This window comes from Methylobacterium fujisawaense, assembly GCF_014138435.1.
Classification (GTDB): Bacteria; Pseudomonadota; Alphaproteobacteria; order Rhizobiales; family Beijerinckiaceae; genus Methylobacterium; species Methylobacterium fujisawaense.
Window position 1 is genome coordinate 363,761 of record NZ_JACJIM010000007.1, and the last position, 19,292, is coordinate 383,052.

The 19,292-nt window shown below is 69.3% G+C and carries 21 protein-coding genes; 16 read left to right on the forward strand and 5 right to left on the reverse strand.

Going from position 1 to position 19,292, the window contains the following annotated elements:
• The first annotated feature begins 289 nt into the window (after window positions 1–289).
• The 8 genes from hemA to GGQ91_RS22695 all read left to right on the forward strand — a co-directional run bounded on the left by hemA (window position 290) and on the right by GGQ91_RS22695 (window position 7,426).
• The gene (hemA, locus tag GGQ91_RS22660) at window positions 290–1,585 is read left to right on the forward strand and encodes a 5-aminolevulinate synthase (protein WP_043357125.1); all 1,296 of its coding nucleotides are present in this window, start codon (window positions 290–292) and stop codon (window positions 1,583–1,585) included.
• Window positions 1,586–1,923: 338 nt separating this feature from the next.
• On the forward strand, window positions 1,924–2,721 hold the full coding sequence (locus tag GGQ91_RS22665; RefSeq protein ID WP_043357127.1) for an inositol monophosphatase family protein: 798 nt from the start codon (window positions 1,924–1,926) through the stop codon (window positions 2,719–2,721).
• 280 nt (window positions 2,722–3,001) lie between these two features.
• Window positions 3,002–3,547: an adenine phosphoribosyltransferase gene (locus tag GGQ91_RS22670; RefSeq protein WP_043387545.1), complete on the forward strand. Its 546-nt coding sequence runs from the start codon at window positions 3,002–3,004 to the stop codon at window positions 3,545–3,547.
• Between the two features lie 169 nt (window positions 3,548–3,716).
• Window positions 3,717–3,851, forward strand: a complete 135-nt coding sequence (gene rpmH, locus GGQ91_RS22675; protein ID WP_007558110.1) for a 50S ribosomal protein L34 — start codon at window positions 3,717–3,719, stop codon at window positions 3,849–3,851.
• Between the two features lie 79 nt (window positions 3,852–3,930).
• Window positions 3,931–4,533, forward strand: a complete 603-nt coding sequence (gene rnpA, locus GGQ91_RS22680; protein WP_043357132.1) for a ribonuclease P protein component — start codon at window positions 3,931–3,933, stop codon at window positions 4,531–4,533.
• A complete protein-coding gene (gene yidC / locus GGQ91_RS22685; protein ID WP_182592886.1) occupies window positions 4,523–6,379 on the forward strand; it encodes a membrane protein insertase YidC in 1,857 nt (618 codons plus the stop codon). Before rnpA ends, yidC begins: the two co-directional genes overlap by 11 nt.
• A 13-nt stretch (window positions 6,380–6,392) precedes the next feature.
• The gene (gene yihA / locus GGQ91_RS22690) at window positions 6,393–7,046 is read left to right on the forward strand and encodes a ribosome biogenesis GTP-binding protein YihA/YsxC (RefSeq protein ID WP_043387550.1); all 654 of its coding nucleotides are present in this window, start codon (window positions 6,393–6,395) and stop codon (window positions 7,044–7,046) included.
• Window positions 7,043–7,426, forward strand: coding sequence for a DUF423 domain-containing protein (locus GGQ91_RS22695; protein ID WP_111473665.1), 384 nt, complete (start codon window positions 7,043–7,045; stop codon window positions 7,424–7,426). Before yihA ends, GGQ91_RS22695 begins: the two co-directional genes overlap by 4 nt.
• On the opposite strand, the gene GGQ91_RS22700 is transcribed toward GGQ91_RS22695, so the two are convergent.
• Both GGQ91_RS22700 and GGQ91_RS22705 read right to left on the reverse strand, forming a co-directional pair.
• On the reverse strand, window positions 7,423–8,100 hold the full coding sequence (locus GGQ91_RS22700) for a metallophosphoesterase family protein (RefSeq protein WP_182592887.1): 678 nt from the start codon (window positions 8,098–8,100) through the stop codon (window positions 7,423–7,425). The genes GGQ91_RS22695 and GGQ91_RS22700 overlap by 4 nt on opposite strands.
• 224 nt (window positions 8,101–8,324) lie before the next feature.
• Entirely contained in the window at window positions 8,325–8,819 is a 495-nt protein-coding gene (locus GGQ91_RS22705; RefSeq protein ID WP_043357447.1) for a pilus assembly protein N-terminal domain-containing protein, read from the reverse strand.
• A gap of 298 nt (window positions 8,820–9,117) precedes the next feature.
• Between GGQ91_RS22705 and GGQ91_RS22710 the strand changes: the two genes are divergently transcribed.
• The 3 genes from GGQ91_RS22710 to GGQ91_RS22720 all read left to right on the forward strand — a co-directional run bounded on the left by GGQ91_RS22710 (window position 9,118) and on the right by GGQ91_RS22720 (window position 10,829).
• Entirely contained in the window at window positions 9,118–9,282 is a 165-nt protein-coding gene (locus GGQ91_RS22710) for a Flp family type IVb pilin (protein ID WP_012320434.1), read from the forward strand.
• A 197-nt stretch (window positions 9,283–9,479) separates the two neighbouring features.
• The gene (locus GGQ91_RS22715) at window positions 9,480–10,031 is read left to right on the forward strand and encodes an A24 family peptidase (RefSeq protein WP_051045115.1); all 552 of its coding nucleotides are present in this window, start codon (window positions 9,480–9,482) and stop codon (window positions 10,029–10,031) included.
• A gap of 63 nt (window positions 10,032–10,094) precedes the next feature.
• Entirely contained in the window at window positions 10,095–10,829 is a 735-nt protein-coding gene (locus GGQ91_RS22720) for a M48 family metallopeptidase (protein WP_043758838.1), read from the forward strand.
• A 31-nt stretch (window positions 10,830–10,860) separates the two neighbouring features.
• Here GGQ91_RS22720 and GGQ91_RS22725 read toward each other — a convergent pair whose 3' ends face one another.
• The gene (locus GGQ91_RS22725) at window positions 10,861–11,235 is read right to left on the reverse strand and encodes a hypothetical protein (protein WP_043387560.1); all 375 of its coding nucleotides are present in this window, start codon (window positions 11,233–11,235) and stop codon (window positions 10,861–10,863) included.
• 183 nt (window positions 11,236–11,418) lie between these two features.
• Here GGQ91_RS22725 and GGQ91_RS22730 point away from each other — a divergent pair, with 183 nt between their 5' ends.
• From GGQ91_RS22730 to GGQ91_RS22745, 4 genes are all read left to right on the forward strand, one after another.
• A complete protein-coding gene (locus GGQ91_RS22730; RefSeq protein WP_091995268.1) occupies window positions 11,419–11,964 on the forward strand; it encodes an invasion associated locus B family protein in 546 nt (181 codons plus the stop codon).
• Window positions 11,965–11,987: 23 nt separating this feature from the next.
• The gene (locus GGQ91_RS22735; protein WP_246410847.1) at window positions 11,988–12,662 is read left to right on the forward strand and encodes a hypothetical protein; all 675 of its coding nucleotides are present in this window, start codon (window positions 11,988–11,990) and stop codon (window positions 12,660–12,662) included.
• 97 nt (window positions 12,663–12,759) lie between these two features.
• Window positions 12,760–14,697 (forward strand): glycosyltransferase, encoded by a 1,938-nt coding sequence (locus GGQ91_RS22740; RefSeq protein ID WP_182592888.1) that lies wholly within the window; start codon window positions 12,760–12,762, stop codon window positions 14,695–14,697.
• The gene (locus tag GGQ91_RS22745; protein WP_182592889.1) at window positions 14,694–16,316 is read left to right on the forward strand and encodes a glycosyltransferase; all 1,623 of its coding nucleotides are present in this window, start codon (window positions 14,694–14,696) and stop codon (window positions 16,314–16,316) included. Before GGQ91_RS22740 ends, GGQ91_RS22745 begins: the two co-directional genes overlap by 4 nt.
• A gap of 6 nt (window positions 16,317–16,322) precedes the next feature.
• Here the strand turns inward: GGQ91_RS22745 and purC are convergent, their stop codons facing one another.
• Window positions 16,323–17,117, reverse strand: a complete 795-nt coding sequence (gene purC, locus GGQ91_RS22750; RefSeq protein WP_043350657.1) for a phosphoribosylaminoimidazolesuccinocarboxamide synthase — start codon at window positions 17,115–17,117, stop codon at window positions 16,323–16,325.
• Between the two features lie 230 nt (window positions 17,118–17,347).
• On the reverse strand, window positions 17,348–18,028 hold the full coding sequence (gene nth / locus GGQ91_RS22755; RefSeq protein WP_182592903.1) for an endonuclease III: 681 nt from the start codon (window positions 18,026–18,028) through the stop codon (window positions 17,348–17,350).
• 215 nt (window positions 18,029–18,243) lie between these two features.
• On the opposite strand from nth, the gene GGQ91_RS22760 reads away from it, so the two are divergent.
• A complete protein-coding gene (locus GGQ91_RS22760; protein WP_043387564.1) occupies window positions 18,244–18,765 on the forward strand; it encodes a DUF2244 domain-containing protein in 522 nt (173 codons plus the stop codon).
• Window positions 18,766–19,292: the final 527 nt, after the last annotated feature.

Consider the following 19,292-nt stretch of genomic DNA (forward strand, 5'->3'; position numbering starts at 1 on the left):
CGGGACACGGACGTTCCGGTGGGAGGAGCCATCTGCGGGTTGAAACATGGGATTCGGAAGGGCGCCGGAGCCAAGTTCGGAGGGAAAGATCCTGACGGACGCTACCGGGTTCGTGCCGCCCTCTCAACGGATGCAACGCAGCGATGTCGGAACCTTACCTTGAACCAGTTCCAGATCCGCGCGTATCTTCCGGTCCTCACGCGAAGGACTGACCGAGGCCAGACCTCAGATCGCGGGACCCGGTGCTTCAAGGCGCCGCCCGCGTGGCCGAATACGCGAAGGACGCTCGATGACCGTGACCCGGATGCCCAGCACGACGCTCGCCCCAACGGGATCGACGCGCGCCGGTTCCGGCTACGAGCGCTACTTCCGCGGCGCGCTGGATCAGCTGCACGGCGAGCGGCGCTACCGTGTCTTCGCCGATATCGAACGCATTTCCGGGCGGTTCCCGACGGCCAAGTGGCGTCAGCCCGATGGCAAGACGACCGAGATCACCGTGTGGTGCTCGAACGACTACCTCGGCATGGGCCAGCACAAGGAGGTGGTGGCCGCCATGACCGAGACCGCCGCCCGCTGCGGCGTGGGCGCGGGCGGCACCCGCAACATCGCCGGTAACAACTCGCCCCTCGTCGATCTCGAGCGCGAACTCGCCGACCTGCACGGCAAGGAGGCGGGTCTGGTCTTCACCTCGGGCTATGTGTCGAACCAGGCCGGCATCTCGACCATCGCCAAGCTGATTCCGGATTGCCTGATCCTGTCCGACGCCTTCAACCACAATTCGATGATCGAGGGCGTGCGCCATTCAGGCTGCGCGAAGAAGATCTTCCGCCACAACGATCTCCAGCATCTGGAGGAGCTGCTCCAGGAGGCCGGCGACCGGCCGAAGCTGATCGTCTTCGAGTCGGTCTACTCGATGGATGGCGACGTGGCGCCGATCAGCCGGATCTGCGACCTCGCCGACCGCTACGGCGCGATGACCTATCTGGACGAAGTCCACGCCGTCGGTCTCTACGGTCCGCGCGGCGGCGGCATCGCCGAGCGCGACGGGGTGATGCACCGGGTCGACGTGATCGAGGGGACGCTGGCCAAGGGGTTCGGCTGCGTCGGTGGCTACATCACCGCCTCGGCGGCGATCTGCGACGCCGTGCGCAGCTTCGCGCCGGGCTTCATCTTCACCACCGCGCTGCCGCCGGCCGTGGCGGCGGCGGCACGGGCGTCGGTGCGCTACCTCAAGCGTTCCAGCGCCGAGCGGGAGGCGCACCAGAGCCAGGCGGCGGCCACCAAGGCGGCCCTGGCCGCGGCGGGCCTGCCGATCCTGGAGACCGAGACCCATATCGTGCCGGTGATGGTCGGCGATGCCGAACTGTGCAAGGCCGCGGCCGACCACCTGCTGGAACACCACGGCATCTACATCCAGCCGATCAATTATCCGACCGTTCCGCGCGGCACCGAGCGCCTGCGGATCACGCCGTCGCCGTTCCACGACGCGGCGCATATCGAGCGCCTCGCCGCGGCCCTCAGCGAGACCTGGGAGGCGCTGGATCTGCCCCGGGCCGGCACGGTCTTCGTCGAGGCCGCCGAGTAGGGCCTCGGGTCTCCGTATCGACCCCCACGGCCTGGCCCCACCGAGGGGCCGTGGCCTCTATCACAGGGCGCGATCGGCTCACCCTTCCCGCTGAGGGAGGGTAGGTTCCGGATCAGGCGTGCCGGTGACGCGCGCTCAGGTCGCGCCGCCTCCGGCTGACGCACGCCCCTCATCCCGTCCCTCTCGCCCGAGGGAGGGGCCGCGCCGCGACGACGATCCGTGGGACCCGGTCCGGGCCGGCCCCCCGCCGCACGGCGCCCATGTCCTGCCCCCATCTCGTCTTTTCCGGCGCCGGGCTGTAACGACGGCGTCAATCCTCACCCGCGAAAAGTCCGACCATGATCTCCTCCCCGCTCATGACCGTGATGGTCGATGCCGTGCGCAAGGCCGCGCGCGGCCTGCGCCGCGACTTCGGCGAGGTCGAGAACCTGCAGGTCTCGCGGAAGGGCCCGGGTGACTTCGTCTCCGCGGCCGACCGCAAGGCTGAGGAGGTGCTGCGCGACGCCCTGATGAAGGCGCGCCCGGGCTACAGCCTCGTGCAGGAGGAGAACGGGATCATCGAGGGGACCGACAAGAGCCACACCTGGCACATCGACCCCCTCGACGGCACCTCGAACTTCCTGCACGGCGTGCCCCATTTCGCCGTCTCGGTCGGCCTCGAGCGCGAGGGCCAGATCGTCGCCGGTGTGATCTTCGACCCGATCAAGGACGAGCTGTTCGTCGCCGAGCGCGGGAAGGGGGCCTATCTCAACAACCGGCGCCTGCGCGTCTCCGGCCGTCAGGACATGGCCGACGCGCTGGTGGGTTACGGAACGCCCTATCTCGGTCGCGGCAGCCATCCGCGACTCCTGCGCGAGCTGGGCGCCGTCATGGCGGTGGCCGGCGGCACCCGCCGGATGGGATCGGCGGCTCTCGACATGGCCTATGTCGCCTGCGGGCGCCTCGACGCCTATTGGGAGCGCGATCTCCAGACCTACGATTTCGCCGCCGGCGTGATCCTGGTGCGCGAGGCGGGCGGCTTCGTGACCTCCGCGGATGGCGCCGCCGAGCCGCTCGCGCCCCGGTCGGTGGCCTGCGGCAACGAGGAGCTGCACCGGGAACTCGTCGCCATCCTCAAGAAGGTCCAGGCGGCCTAGCGTCCTGTCATCCCGGGACCGTGCGGCGAAGGCCGGCATCGAGGCCCGCCGAAGCGCCCCGTCTCGACGCCCGCGGCGATCAGGGATTGCCCGCCACAAGCAGGCTTCCTCGGTGTCAGGCGCACCCGCGGCGACCGGACCGCTCGCGCCGCGTGGGACGGTCGTCGGAGCGCCGCGACGCACCGAACGCGGCCTGAACCGCCCGGCCTGCCCGCCGGAAACTGGTCAGGACCGCAACCTTCTGCTTTAAGCCCGCGGTTCTCCACGGAAGGCCGAACGCATGGAAGCCCGCCGCCACGTCGCGCTGAAGGAATCGATCCGCTCGATTCCCGATTACCCGAAGCCCGGGATCATCTTTCGCGACATCACCACGCTGCTCAGCGACCCGCGCGCCTTCCGGCGGGCGGTGGACGCGCTGGTTCACCCCTATGCGGGCGGGCAGATCCACCAAGTGGCCGGCATCGAGGCCCGGGGCTTCATCCTGGGCGGGGCCATCGCCCATCAGCTCTCCTGCGGCTTCGTGCCGATCCGCAAGAAGGGCAAGCTGCCCCACACGACGGTTTCGATGGCCTACGCCCTCGAATACGGCACCGACGAGATCGAGATCCACGTCGACGCGGTCCGGCCCGGCGACAGGGTGCTCCTGGTCGACGATCTGATCGCCACCGGCGGCACCGCCACGGCGGCGGTGAACCTGCTTCAGAAGATCGGCGCCGAAATCGTGGCCGCCTGCTTCGTCATCGATCTGCCCGAGATCGGCGGGGCCCAGCGCCTGCGCGACATGGGCGTCGAGGTGCGGACCCTCATGCAGTTCGAGGGGCATTGAGCCCCGCCGAACGTTGACTTCGCGGGACCCATCCGCCATAAGCCCGCCACTCGCGACGTGGCGCCCCGCATGGGCGCCCTTCGTGTTTGCAGACAACCAAGGACGCGTGAAGGTCGGGTGCGGCATCAGCCGCCCGCGAGCGCGCCTCGACCTTTGAAGGCTCTGAGCCATGAAGAGAACCTACCAGCCGAGCAAGCTCGTCCGTAAGCGCCGCCACGGTTTCCGTGCGCGCATGGCCACCGCCGGCGGCCGCAAGGTGATCGCGCGCCGTCGCGCCCACGGCCGCAAGCGCCTGTCGGCCTGAGGCCGGATCCTCTCGGGCGCGGAGGCCTTCGCGCATCCGCGCCGTGAGGCAAGTGGTATCGGCCGGGATCGAACCATCGATGGCGACGATCGAGCGGCTCAAGAAACGACCCGACTTCCTGGCTGCGGCCGAGGGGCGTCGCTTTCACACCGAGCGCATGACCGCGCAGGGGCGCCTCCGGAATCCGGAGGCCTGCCCCGGCCTCCGTCTCGGTTTCACCATCACGAAGCGCGTGGGTCACGCGACGGAGCGCAACCGCATCCGGCGCCGTCTCCGCGCCGCGTTGGGGCTGGTCGCGGCCGATCTGCCGACCGAACTCGCGACCCTGCCGGCCGACATCGTACTGATCGCCCGGCGCCCGGCGCTGGACGCCCCCTTCGCGTCGCTGGCCGAGGACCTGCGGCGTGCGATCCCGACGGTGACCCGGCCTGCGGCGCCCCGGAGCGACAGGCCGTCCGGCCGATCCGGCAACCGACGGTCCAAGACCACACCTCAAACCTCATCTCTCCAGCAGGAAGCGGGCGCCTCCGCGCAGCCCGCGCCCTCCGGCCGCGCCGACATCGGCCCGTCGCAGGGGTGCGACAGAGATCACCGAATCACCGGCGCGCGCAGGTCCCCCGGGGCCGGCGCCGGTCTTGATGCCACTCCGAACGCGTGCGGCGGTGTCCCTGATGGGCAATGACAAGACGAACATGTTCGTGGCCATCGGCCTGTCGCTGCTGGTGCTGCTCGGGTGGCAGTACTTCGTGGCCGGCCCGCGCATGGAGCAGCAGCGGCTGATCGAGGCCCAGAACAAGGCCGCGCAGCAACAGCAGCCCCCGGGCGTGACCCCGGACGGCGTGCCCTCGCCGTCCCCCAAGGAGGGCGGCCCGGCCGCGCCGGTGCCCGGCACGCTGCCCACGCCGCAGGGCGGCCCGGTCTCCCGCGAGGCGGCGCTCGCCCGCTCGCCGCGCATCCGGATCGAGACCCCGGCGCTATCCGGCTCGATCGCCCTGAAGGGCGGCCGCGTCGACGACGTGTCGCTCAAGAACTACCACGAGACCGTCGACCCCAAGAGCCCCGAGATCGTGCTGTTCTCGCCGGCCGGCAGCGAGACGCCCTATTACGCCGAGTTCGGCTGGGTCGGCGCCAATGCCGGGCCGCTGCCCAACAACGACACCCTCTGGACCAGCGAGGGCAAGACGCTCCAGCCGGGCATGCCCGTGACCCTGACCTGGGACAACGGCGCCGGCCTCGTCTTCAAGCGGATCATCGCGGTCGACGACAAGTACATGTTCACGATCCGCGACGAGGTCGAGAACAAGGGCTCGGGCGCGATCACGCTCTACCCCTACAGCCTCGTCTCCCGCTGGGGTAAGCCGCACACCCAGGGCTATTACGTCCTGCACGAGGGCATGATCGGCTATCTCGGCAACGACGGGCTCCAGGAATTCACCTACGACAAGCTCGCCAAGGAGGGCGCCTACGGCGGCGCCAACACCAAGGGCAAGGCCTGGACCGGCGTGACCGGCGGCTTCGTGGGCATCACCGACAAGTACTGGGCGGCCGCCGCGATCCCCGATCAGGACACGCCGTATACCGGCGCCTTCACCGACCGGACCGACGGGACCACCAACGTCTATCAGGCGAGCGTGCGCGGCGACGCCGTGAACGTGGCGGGCGGCACCTCCGTCACCGCGACGCAGCGGCTGTTCGCGGGCGCCAAGGAAGTCAACGTCATCAACAACTACGAGAAGGACTTGGGCATCAAGCACTTCGATCTGATGATCGATTGGGGCTGGTTCTTCTTCATCACCAAGCCGATGTTCCGGGCGCTGGACTTCTTCTATCACCTGTTCGGCAATTTCGGCGTCTCGATCCTGGTTGTCACCTTCTGCCTGAAGCTGCTGTTCCTGCCGATCGCGAACCGGTCCTACGTCTCGATGGCCAAGATGAAGGCCGTGCAGCCGGAGATGGCCGCCATCCGCGAGCGCTACAAGGATGACCGCCTGAAGGCGCAGCAGGCCACGATGGAGCTGTACAAGAAGGAGAAGATCAATCCGGTCGCCGGCTGCTGGCCGGTGCTGATCCAGATCCCGGTCTTCTTCGCGCTCTACAAGGTGCTGTTCATCACCATCGAGATGCGGCACGCGCCGTTCTTCGGCTGGATCCACGACCTCGCGGCGCCGGATCCGACGAGCATCGTGAACCTGTTCGGACTGCTGCCCTTCCCGGCGCCCGACTTCGTCCACCTGGGCGTCTGGCCGCTGATCATGGGCGTGACGATGTTCGTGCAGATGAAGATGAACCCCGCGCCGCCGGACCCGGTCCAGGCGCAGATCTTCACCTTCATGCCGATCGTGTTCACCTTCATGCTGGGGTCGTTCCCCGCCGGCCTCGTGATCTACTGGGCCTGGAACAACACGCTGTCGGTGATCCAGCAGTACGTCATCATGCGCCGCAACGGCGTGAAGGTGGAGCTGTGGGACAACCTGCGATCGACGTTCCGGCGCGGCAACGGCACCAAGACGGCCGCCACCAAGAGCTGACAGGCAATGTGCCGTGACTGAAACCAACGACGATGCGGCCGACCTTCTTGAGGCCGGCCGCCTTCTCTTTGCCGGCGCCGCCGACTTCTACGCGGCTGCCCAGACGCTCGATCGGCTGCCGCCCATGGAGGGCGTGGAGATCGCCTTCGCGGGACGGTCGAACGTCGGCAAATCGAGCCTGATCAATGCCCTCACCGGGCGGAACACCCTGGCGCGGACCTCGCACACGCCCGGGCGCACGCAGCAGCTGAACTTCTTCCGGATCGGCGAGCGCCTGTCCCTCGTCGACATGCCCGGCTACGGCTACGCCGCGGTCGAGAAGGCCAAGGTCGAGGCCTGGACGCGGCTGATCCATTCCTACCTGAAGGGGCGCGCCAGCCTCGCCCGCGTGTTCATGCTCATCGACGCCCGGCACGGCTTCAAGTCGATCGATACCGATGTGCTCGACGGCCTCGACAAGGCCGCGGTGAGCTATCAGGTCGTGCTGACCAAGGGGGATTCCCTCAAGAAGGGCGAGGTCGCGAGCCGCATTGCCGGGATCGAGGCCGGGCTTGCCAAGCGTCCTGCGGCCTATCCGCAGGTGATCCTCACCTCGAGTCGGGACGATTCCGGCGTGCCGGAGCTGCGTGCGGCCATCGCCAGGCTCCTCGTGGAGCGCGGCGCGTGAGTGTTGCGGGTGTCGATCGTGCGCTCGCGGCGCTCGCCTGCCTCGCCGGCCTGCTCGGTGTGGCGTTGAGCGCCGCCGCCGCGCACATCCCCGGCGCCGATTCGCTGAAGACGGCGGCGCAGTTCCTGCTGTTCCACGCCCCCGCCATTCTGGCGCTCATCGGCTTCGGCACCGCCGGCCTCGCCCGGACCGGCCTTGCCCGGACCGCTTCGGGGCTCCTGGTCCTCGGTCTGATCCTGTTCTGCGGCGACCTCTCAGTGCGCACGTGGCTCCAGCGCCCGCTCTTTCCGATGGCTGCGCCCACCGGCGGCGTCGTCCTGATGGGCGGCTGGCTCGTCGGGATCCTGTGCGCCCTCGTCCCCGCGCGTCGAACCGTCTAGGCCGGCGCCCGGACCTGCAGGAAATGCAGCGCCGGGCCCTGCGCGGCGGAGAAGACGCCTGCCGTGAGGGCTCCCCCGTAGACCGCTCCGGTGTCGAGGTTCGTGCGGAACCGGCGGATTTCGGGCCGTCCGTTGCGCTGGGGGGTATGGCCATGGACCACGTGGCGGCCGAAATCGTGGTCGCCCTCCAGGAACGGCTCGCGGATCCAGAGCCGATTGTGATCGTCCGGATCCGGGATCGCCGCGCCGGGCCGGAAACCGGCATGGACGTACCAGCGGGCGTCATCCCCATGCAGGGTGGGGAGACCTTCGAGCCAGTCGAGGGTGTCGCGTGGCAGATCGCCCGCCTCCCGGGCGCCGAAGGAGGCGAGCGTCGCCTCCCCGCCGTTGTAGAGCCAGTGTTCCGCGGCCTGAGGGGTCTGCAGCGCATCGAGCAGCATCCGCTCGTGATTGCCCATCAGGCAGATGACATGCTCGGGCTCGGCCCAATTCAGCCGGCTCACGGTGCGGAGAACCGCGGCGCTGTCCGGCCCGCGGTCGATATAATCCCCGAGGAAGACGAGGCGGCGGCCGCGGTCGGCGGCATGGTCGGCGATCCGCTCCAACAGCGCATCGAGGAGGTCGGCGCAGCCGTGGATGTCGCCGATGACATAGGTGAGCGGACCGGATTCCATCGCGCCATCGTCCACCGGGCCGTCCCGCTCCGCAAGGGTACATGATCGGGACGGGCTGCTCCCCGTCGCCGGGTCAGCCTCAGCGCGTGGCGATGGTCAGCAAGGCCGTCGCCGACCAGAGCGGCGCTGAGGGGCGCCCCCGCATCGACGGCGGGTGGCGATGTGGTGCCCGCGACATCGGCCGCGACGTCACCCGGGCGTCTTCGCTCCCGGATCCGGTTCGATCAGTGATCGGCCGCCGGAACTGTTCCGGCGCCGCCGCCGGTCGCAAGCTTGCGGCGCGCGTCGGCCTGCCCGCTGGTCGTGCCGAAATAGCTCGCCGAGTCGCCGAGCTGTACCGACGGTTGGCAACTCGGCGTGCAGGACAGGGATTCCCGGTCGAGACCGCGCTGGACCGTGATGGTCGAGTCCCGCGACGCCTCGACCCGGATGGTCGTCTCGGCGATCATGGCGCCGCCGTTGTCGAGGGCGATGAGATTGGTCGATCCGAAGCTCTTGCCGGTGAGCACGAGGACGCCGTTCTTCTGCGGCGTCACCTCGGCGATGATCGGATTCCCGACGATGATGGTCGAGGTCTTCTCCGGCAGGCGGAGGACCTTGGCATTGTCCACCAGAACGGTCACGACCGGCAGCAGCTCGGGCTGACCCGCCACGGCTGTGGCGCCCGTCATCAGGACGATGAGGCCGGCTCGGCCCGCAATCGACAGGGTGCGGCGCATCGGGTTTCCTCAAGACGACGGGTAGCGGACGAGATCCGACCCGAAGCCCGAGGCTATCGCGGGATGGGTGAAGGAAGCGCTAAGCAAGACCAAGAGTCCGCGCACTGCCGTATCGAAGAAACCCAACCTTCACCAATCTCGCAACGAGACGGCATTTTACGACGCTCCGGGATCGATTTAACCGATTTTCAAGGCGAAATCGCCAGTCTGTGCAGGCCGCCGATCGAGACAAGAAAAATCTTCATCGGTCATCGCGCAAGTTTTGCCTCGCTCTATGTTGATCGAAGGATCGCTCTCCATGAAGACCCTGTTCACGCGCTTCGCCTCGGACGAGTCCGGTGCCACCGCGATCGAGTACGGCATGATCGCGGCCCTGATCGCCGTCGCCATCATCACCGCGCTGAAGACCGTTGGCACCAGCCTCACCAGCAAGTTCAGCCAGATCTCCGGCAACCTGAACTAAGCGAGACGGCTCTGATCTGCGGCAGGTGCGAGACACCCCGGCTCTCGGCGAGAGACCGGGGGCTCGGCCGGCCGGGATCGTTCTCGTTCGCGGCGGCACAGGCCGTCTGGTAACGCGCGGATCCATTCCGGCCGACGGATGGCCGGGTCGGATCGTTGGCCGGTGATGCGACAGGTTTCGACGAAATGGGCGCCGAGATGGTCGGTTCAGCGACGGCAAGCCTCGGCCTGACAGGTCTGGGCCCGGCCGGATTCGGCCTGTTGATCCTCTTCCCGTTCCTGATGGCGTACGCAGCCGCCAGCGATCTTCTGACCATGCTGATCCCCAACCGGATCTCCCTCGGCCTCGTGGCGGGGTTCGCGCTCCTCGCCCTGACGGGCCCGATGAGCTGGGCCGAGATCGGCTTCCATTGCGCGGCCGGCGCGGTCGTTCTGCTCGTCACCTTCGCGCTCTTCGCCTTCGGTGTCATCGGCGGCGGCGATGCCAAGCTCGCGGCCGCCACGGCCCTGTGGCTCGGCTTCGATGGACTCGGCGATTACCTGCTGGTGGCGTCACTGTTCGGCGGTGCCCTGACGCTGGGGATCCTGTTCGCGCGGACGCATCCGCTGCCCGTCCGGATTGCGCGCATGCCGTTCGCACTGCATCTGCACGACGCCAAGACCGGGATCCCGTACGGGATCGCCCTGGCGGCGGCCGCTCTCCTCGTCCTGCCCGACACCGACGTCTGGACCCGGGCCCTCGCTGGCTGAAGCCGCGGCGCTTCGGGCCGGCGGGATCTGGAGCCGCGCGTCCGGCCCAGCTAGAAGTCGCGCATGCCCTTCGCGCTGCTGCGTCGCCCCGATCCCGATCATCTTGAGGTCCAGCACGAGGGGGCCAGTTTCCGCGTTGCCCTCCGGCGGCGGGAGACCGCGCGCCGCATCACCCTCCGGGTCTCGGCCGCCACCGGCGAGGCGGTGATCACCCTTCCGAGCCGCACCGCCGTCAACACCGCACAGCGCTTCGCTGCGAGCCATGCGGGCTGGATCGCAACGCGTCTGGCCCGTGTGCCGGCTCGCGTGGCCTTCGAGCCTGAGGCCAGCCTGCCGCTCCGCGGCGAGCCTCACCGGATCCTCCAGCGCGGTACCCGCAGCGGTCCGGTACGGGTCGAGTGCGTCGCCGGAGAGCCGGCCATCTCGGTGTCCTGCGACGCAGCCCATGTGGCGCGCCGAATCCGCGACTTCCTGGCCCGTGAGGCGAAGCACGACCTCGCCGAGGCGATCGAGCGTTATGCGGTGCAACTCGGGCAGAGGCCGGTCCGCGTCACCCTGCGCGACACCCGCAGCCGCTGGGGCTCCTGCACGGCCCGCGGCGAGCTGAACTTCTCATGGCGCCTGATTCTCGCGCCGCCGATGGTGCTCGACTATCTGGTCGCTCACGAAATGGCCCACCTGCGCGAGATGAACCATTCCCCACGCTTCTGGGCTCTCGTGCACGCCCTCTGTCCGAACACCGACGCCGCCGAAGCGTGGCTCAAGCGCCACGGCACCGGCCTGCATCGGTACGGCTGATCCGCCGACCGGAGAGACGGCGTGACCCGCGTCACCCCTTGGCGCGCAGGACGCGCTGGCGCGCCACGGCGTCGGCCGGCCAGCTCGGGCGGGGATCGACCTCGCCGGGACTGAGGGTACGCGGCGCGACGCTGTCGCACACCTCCCGCTGGCGGATGATCACCGGGTTGCCGAACTCGTCACGCCGCCGGATGAGACCACCGTCCCGGCAATAGCCGGCGATCGCGGCATGTCCGTTGCGGCGGCCATACGGGTTCGCCGCCACCGGCGGATGCTCGATCACCAGCGTGTCGGTGTGATTGAGCGAGCGCTCGATGTAGGTGGTCTCCCCGACCGGCAGGGACTGGGCCCCCGCCTGCGCGAGGGTGGCCATCAAGCAGGCGGCCGAGAGAGTGAGCAGGCGCATCACGGCGGGATCCGGCGCAGGAGGAGTGTTCGATCACAATCTAGGCCGCAGACACCCGCGCGGGTAGCGCCGACGCGCAACACCGCGACCGCATCGCTTGACAGCGCGGGCCGGACCATGGTCGGAACACGCCCGATTGTACGGCTCCCGCCGGTCCTCGGCCGGAGCGTTCCGAAGGGATCGGTGGTGCCGCTTCACGCGAGGCTCGTTCGTTTCCGGCGCGCCGTCCGGCGCGCCGCGCTGCCGGTTTTCCTCGCCCTCGTGGCGGCCGCGCTCGTGCCCGCCGGGCCGGCCGCGGCCCAGGGTATGGTGCGCAAGACCTTCGAGGATTGGCAATTGCGCTGCGAGACGCCGGCCGGCGCGAAGGCCGAGCAATGTGCCCTCGTCCAGTATCTCGCCGCCGAGGACCGGCCGAATCTGACCCTGGTGGTGATCGTCCTGAAGACGGCCGACAACCGCGGCTACCTTCTGCGGGTGGTGGCGCCGCTAGGCGTCCTCCTGCCTTCCGGCCTCGGCCTCAAGATCGACCAGACCGATATCGGCCGCGCGGGCTTCGTCCGCTGTCTCACCACCGGGTGCGTGGCCGAGGTCGTGATGGATGACGGTCTGATCCGCCAGTTCAAGAACGGCACGCAAGCCACCTTCATCGTGTTCCAGACGCCCGAGGAAGGCGTCGGGATCCCGCTGTCGATGAAGGGCTTCGCGGCCGGGTTCGATAGCCTGAAATGACGGTGCCGCTCGGGAGCCGTGCGATGATCGGACTTCAAGACAGGACTCCGACGCGGTCCCCGGGCGTCTCCCGGCTGCCGAACACCCTGCTCCGGCGGGGCGGTCTCGTGCTTGCCCTGTCCCTCGCCGCTGCCGCTCCGTGCCGGGCCGAGGAGGGGAACATCTTCTCCAACCTGTTCAAGTACGGAGGCACGACGGTGCCGCCGTCGCAGCCCGAAACCCTCGATCCACCCTATTGCCCTCCGGTGGAGGTCGTCGAGGGTGCCGCCGCCTCGCGAACCCTTGCGGGCGATACGGTGCGCACCCAGTACGCCCTCGCTCGGCTTGCCCGCGAATGCACGCGGCGTCAGGACGGCTCGATCACCGTCAAGGTGGGCGCGGAGGTCAACGTGCTGCTCGGGCCGGCCGGTGCGCCGGGCCGGTTCGATGTGCCGGTGACGTTTCAGATCCGCTACAACGGCAAGGTCGTCTCAAGCCGCGCCGAGCGGGTCAGCGTCACGGTCGGACCGGGTGAGGCCCAGGGCTTCGCCACGGTCGTCGCCGATGATCTGCAGGTTCCTGCCGCGATGACGGCCGAGTACGACATCGCGGTGGGGGTCGGCGCCGGCAAGGGGGCCGGGAAGGCCGCTGCGAAGCCGCGCCGCCGGAAACCGGCGGTCGCCGCAGCACCCGCCGGCGGAGGCGACGCTGCCCAGTGACGCCGCGGCACGCTTCGGCGATCCGAACCGACTGATTGCGAAGACCAGTCACGGCGAGATCTGGCTTGGCCGGGCGACGCGGTTTCGCCTCGAACCGGTGGCCGATCCCGAATACGACCGCCGCCTCGTGCTCCCCGATCATCCTGTCGGCTGGATCGTACTGAGCTACAGCGGCGATCCCGCGGCGCCACCCCGGCGCCCGATCCTCCGCGTCCTGCGGGGTCCGGACGATGCCGTTCAGGATTTCGTCCTGCCGGGCGCCTCTCAGGGGCTCGCCCACTGGCTGGGGTTGATCCCCTCGGATGCGCGCGAGATCCGCCTCTCGGCCGGTGCCGATTTCAGTCTGGAGCGGGTCGGTGCCCGGCACGAGGCCGGGGTGCTCGCACAATGTCTCCTCCGCCGGCCCTGGCGCTGCCTCGCCGCGCTCTACGAGCGCGCCCGCGGCTCGGACCGGCGCTACCGGGACATCCTGCGCGGCACCTGCGCGGTGACGCCGATGGTCCGCTTCCCATCCTGGGCCGCTGCCCGATCCCGGCCCGCCGGCCTTCCACCCTCCGCGCTGCGGATCGGCTGTCTCCTGCTCGCGCGACCCGGCGAGGCGGCGGTGCTGGGCGCCGCGCGCGACGCGCTGGCCGCGCAGACGCACCGGCCAGAGTGGGTCTCGGTCGCATGGTCGGGCGCGCCGCCTCCATCGGAGGACGGGCCCGTGTCGCACCGTGCCTGGGACGATGCTGCCGGCTTCGACGATCTTCTCCGCGATGCGGACGCCCTGTGCCTGCTACGCCCCGGCGACGTCCTAGAGCCTGAGGCCCTGGCGCTGCTGGCCCACACCCTCTCGGACGCGGACCTCGCCTACGGCGACGCGATCGGCCCCGACGGTCGCCCGCAGCTGAAGCCTGACTGGAGCCCGGATCTTGCCCTGGCGACGGGCTATCCGGGTTTCCCCCTGCTCCTGTCGAAGACGTGGCTCTCCGCAAGTCCGGGGCGCCCCGTCGGCCCGATGGAGGAGATCGGTTTGGCCATCGCGGCCGCCGCGACGACCCGCGCCGCGCGGGTGGCGCATGTCCCGCGGATTCTCGCCCGGACCGTCGGCGATGGGCTCGACGCGTCCGCCCGGGCGGCAGCCCTCGACGCGTGTCGGTCCGGGTGGCCTTCGCTCCGTGCCGAGATCCACGACGGCGCCGTTCACCTGAAATGGCCGCTTCCGGATCCGGCGCCGCTGGTGAGCATCGTGATTCCCTCGCGCGACCGCCTGGACCTGATCACCCGCGTCTGCCGCGGCGTGCTCCACGAGACCGCCTATGCGGCGATCGAGCTGATCATCGTCGACAACGGTTCCACCGATCCCGCGGTGCTCGATCACTACGCAAGCCTGCGCGACGATCCGCGCGTGCGGATCCTCATGGACCCTCAACCCTTCAATTTCGCCGCGATGGTCAATGCCGGCGTCGGCGCGGCGTCGGGCGCGATCGTCGTGCTCCTGAACAACGATGTCGCCGTCCTGGAGCCCGGCTGGCTGGAAGCCATGGTCCGGCAGGCCTGCCGGCCGGATGTCGGCGCCGTCGGGGCAAAGCTTCTCTACGGCGACGGCACACTGCAGCATGCCGGCGTCGTCGTCGGCCTCGGCGGTCGGGCGGGCCATATCCTGCGCCGCCGGCCCGGTGACACGCCGGGCCATCTCGGCCGGCTGCGTGTGGCGCACGAGGTCTCGGCGGTGACGGCCGCCTGCCTCGCCGTCGCGCGCGACAAGTATCTGGCGGTGGGGGGCTTCGACGCCGAGTCCTTTCCGGTCGATTTCAACGACGTGGATTTCTGCCTGCGCCTCGGGGCCGCCGGCTGGAAGACGGTCTGGACGCCGGCCGCGACCCTGGCCCATCTCGAATCCGTCAGCCGCGGTCCCTCCGTCGGTGCCAAGCGCACGCGCTTCGAGCAGGAGGCGGCCCGCTTCTCCGAGCGCTGGCGCGCCGTGATCCGGCACGATCCGTTCTACCATCCCGCCCTGTCGGTCACGACCTTCGGCGAGGACTTGGAATGACGCCGTCGGACGGGGCATCGGGCCGCGAAGGCATCCCGTATCACGGATCGCCGCGCCGCTCCTGGCGCACGCTTTTGGGGACAGCCCGCCAGATCCTCGTTCACCCCCGGGCCGCGGCTGCCATCGTGCGGGCGCGCCTGATGGGGAAGCGCCTGCGGGCCCGGCAAGCGCTCGCGGCCTTGATCGGAATCGACCACCGGCTTTCGCTGCCGCCCGCGATTCTCGACCGCTTCCCGCCGGCGCCGGCCGGTCCGGGGGACACAATCCGTCTGATCGGTGACGGCATCCTCGTGACCGGCGCACCCGAGCGGATCGCCGCCCGCTTCGCCGCGGAGCCCGACCTTCAAGCCCTCTATGGCGATGCCCTCGTGCAGGAGCGGCCCGGCGGTGTGGTGGTGCCGCTTCTGCCACCGGTCTTCGACGCCGACCGGCTCGTGGCATTCGATTATCTCGGGCCCGTGTTGGCCTGCCGCGGCAGCGCCCTTGACCCGGCCGCCGCGCCCCGAAGCCCGGCTGAGGCCGCGTTCCGGATTGCCGAGCGCTTCGGCCCGGGCGCGATCGGCCATATCCCGGAGCTTCTGTCCGTGCGGCGTGCCGGACGTCCGGTCCCGCCGCCGGAAGGCGCGGGGGCGCGCGCGTCCCATCATGCGATCGTGCGGGATCACCTGGACCGAACGGGGCGGTCGGCCGTCCGGGTCGCGGTGGGGCCCGACAGCCTCGTGCAGGTCGAACATCCCCTTCCCGGGACCCGGCCCCTGGCCAGCCTGATCGTGCCGACCCGCGATCGCCTGGATCTCCTGCGCCCCTGTCTCGAAAGCCTGCGGTCTTGCACCGACTGGCCGTCGATCGAGATCCTGGTCTGCGACAACGACAGTCGCGAGCCGGAGACTCTCGCCTTTCTGCGCGCTTTCGAAGGGGAGGGGAGGGGGCATGTCGTGCCCTGTCCCGGGCCGTTCAACTTCGCCGCCATGAACAACGCGGCCGCGGCCCGCGCCCGCGGCCGGCTCTTGGTCTTCGTCAACAACGACGTCGAGGCGTTCCGGCCCGACTGGCTGTCTCTGATGGCCCGTGAGGCCCTTCGACCGGATGTCGGCGCCGTCGGCGCCAAGCTCCTCGACGGCGAGGGACGGATTCAGCACGGCGGCATCGTGCTCGGGACCGGCGGCCTTGTCACCCACGGGCACCGCCACTTCCCGGGGGACGCGTCCGGCTATCTGGCGGCGTTGCGCGTCACGCACGCGGTCTCCGCGGTCACGGCCGCCTGCCTGGCGGTCGAAGCGGACAAGTTCCGGGCGGTCGGCGGCTTCGACGAGGCGGTCTTCGCGGTGGACTTCAACGATGTCGATCTCTGCCTGCGCCTCAACGCGGACGGCTATCGCACGCTGCTGGTCCCCGGAGCGGTTCTGCACCACCGAGAGGCGGCGAGTCGCCGCTGGACTCCGGAGGCCCGCGCCCGCCACCAGCGCGAGATCGCGGCGCTGAAGAAGCGATGGGGGCCGCTACTGGTGCAGGACCCCCATTATCACCCGGGCTTCGATCCGGACCTCTCGACCCACGCCCGGCTGCGGCCGGGCTTTCCGGAGGCGGGGCCGACGCACCTGCGCCGCCCACCCGCCTGAACGCGCTTACTGGACGAGGCGCGGGCCGCTGCCCTGGACCTTCTCGTTCTCCGACATGATCCCAAGCCGCTTGGCGACTTCGGTGTAGGCCTCGATCAGGCCGCCGAGATCCTTGCGGAACCGGTCCTTGTCGAGCTTGTCGGAGGACTTGATGTCCCAGAGCCTGCAGGAATCCGGGGAGATCTCGTCAGCGACCACGATGCGCATCATGTCGCCTTCCCAGAGGCGGCCGGTCTCCATCTTGAAGTCGACCAGTCGGATGCCGACGCCGAGGAAGAGGCCCGACAGGAAGTCGTTGACGCGGATCGCCAGCGCCATGATGTCGTCGATCTCCTGGGGCGTCGCCCAACCGAAGGCCGTGATGTGCTCCTCGGAGACCATCGGGTCGTTCAGCGCGTCGTTCTTGTAATAGAACTCGATGATCGAGCGCGGCAGCTGGGTGCCTTCCTCCAGGCCCAGCCGGGTCGCCAGCGAGCCGGCCGCGACGTTGCGCACCACGACCTCGAGGGGGATGATCTCGACCTCGCGGATCAGCTGCTCGCGCATGTTGAGCCGGCGGATGAAATGCGTCGGCACGCCGATGTCGTTGAGGTGCTGGAAGACGAACTCGGAGATCCGGTTGTTCAGGACGCCCTTGCCGTCGATGACCTCGTGCTTCTTCGCGTTGAAGGCCGTCGCGTCATCCTTGAAGTGCTGAATGAGCGTGCCGGGCTCCGGCCCCTCGTAGAGGACCTTCGCCTTGCCCTCGTAGATGCGACGGCGGCGGTTCATAGGCGTGTACCGTGGTTTGAGGAAGTCCATGGGCCGAGGCTCCTGATGCGCGACGATTGGGAGGAATCCGCGGCGCGGCGACCGGACGCGAGGTCGGGCCGCCGGACGGCCTCTGCCCAAGGGCCCCGGCGACCGGCCGCCAAACTAGCGGAAGCGGGCTTCCAGCACAACGCGTTAGCCTGCAGGGCGGGATTGCGGAGGGCGCTCCGGACGTAGCCGGAACGCGGTTCGCGGTCGCGCCGCCGCCTAGGATCCACCGGTCAGGCGGACGTCTTGGACGGGTAGCGGCAGAGGTCCGCGATGAGGCAGCGCGGGCATTCGGGTTTGCGCGCCTTGCAGGTGTAGCGGCCGTGCAGGATCAGCCAATGATGGGCGTGCCGGCGGTAGGGTTCCGGCACCAGCGCCTCGAGACCGGCCTGGACCTTATCGGTGGTCGAGCCGACGAAGAGGGGGATCCGGTTCGAGACCCGGAAGATATGGGTATCGACGGCGATCCGCGGAACCCCGAAGGCGATATTCAGGACGACGCTCGCGGTCTTGGCGCCGACGCCGGGCAGCACCTGCAGGGCCTCCAGGCTCGCCGGCACCGTGCCACCGTGCTGCTCCACGAGCATGCGCGAGAGGGCGACGACGTTCTTCGCCTTGGTGTTGAACAGCCCGATCGTCCGAACGAAATCGCGGACCCGGTCCTCGCCCAATGCCAGCATGGCCTCGGGTGTGTCGGCGACCGCGAAGAGCGGCCCTGTGGCGAGGTTGACCCCACGGTCCGTCGCCTGGGCCGAAAGCACGACGGCGACCAGAAGGGTGAACGGATTGACGTAGTGGAGCTCGCCCTTCGGCTCCGGCTCCGCCGCGTGGAAGCGGCGGAAGATCTCGGCGAGGGTGGCGGCATCGACCGCCTCGGGGGCGGTGTCGCCATGCCCCGAGCGTGCCGTCCCGATCGGACCGCCGCGGCGGACCGCGGCCGCGCTCTTCAGCGCGCTTTTCGAGACGACCGGATCCGCTTTCCTGGAATCGCCCTTGGAAGCGCCCTTGGATGCGCGCTTTGGCGCGGCCCGGGACGGCACCGTCGCCCGGATTGCGGCATCGCCACCGGAGCGATCCGTCACGGGAGTGGGAGTCTTTCTGGCGGACATCGGCGCGTTATATGGATCGCATGGCGAGCGGCAATCCTTCCGTCCATCCCTATGGGCTCGATCCAGACACGATCGACCGGCCCGTCTTCACCGCGACGATCCGGCCCCATCAATCCCTGAGCCGGCTCGGCTTCCGGGTGGTCATGACGGGCTGCTGCGCGGTCTCGCTCGTCGTCTCGATCTGGGCCTGGCGCATGGGTTTCTGGCCGGTGGCAGGGTTCTTCGGCCTCGACATGCTGGCGATCTACGCGGCCCTGAAAGTCAGCTTCCGCCGCGGGCGCTCCTTCGAGGAGGTCATGATCTCGCAGATCGAGATCCTGCTCGCCCGGGTGAGCCATCGGGGCGAGCGGCGCGAGTGGCGGTTCAATCCGCTCTGGACCAAGATCGAGACGGTGGAGGATGACGAGTACGGGCTTCAGCGCCTGACCCTGGTCTCACGTCGGCAGCAGGCGCTCGTGGCCCGGGATGCCGGGCCGGACGAACGGGCCCGGATCGCGCAGGGTCTCAGTGCGGCGCTCGCCCAGGTGAAGAAGGGCTACTGACCCAACCGCCGACGCCCTGCGCATCGCACACGAGACAAGCGAGCCTCCGCCGGGAGGTGCGCATAAAAATCGACGGCGTGTGTGACGGGCTGTTGACGGCCCGGAACGGTGGGCCTATACCCCGGCTCATCGGCGCCGGCCGCGGAAGTGGACCGGGCGCTGAGGCATCTTCTGACAAGCGGCGGGATTGGCCGGCGGGTTTAGCCGGGCGGCCTTCTGTTTTCTGCGAGATGCCGGCTCTGCGGAGGGCCGCTACGGCGGATCCGAGGTGGGGTTGACAGGAGGATCGGCGGGCTCTAGACGCCCTCCACCGCTGAGGCGGACCACTGAACAGTCGGTCCGGTATCACGGTTCCTCCAGTCGAGCAAGGGTCCCTCGGGCGTCAGCCCGGACGGTCTGTTGCCGGCGCGGGCTTCGGGTGACCGGAGCCGCTCTTTGACAAGTTGGAATTGAGGAAGGGAGACGCGGGCGGCGTTTGTCCTTGCGGCCAGGCCTTAGGGTCTGGCGTGAGAGACTTGTGCCGATCT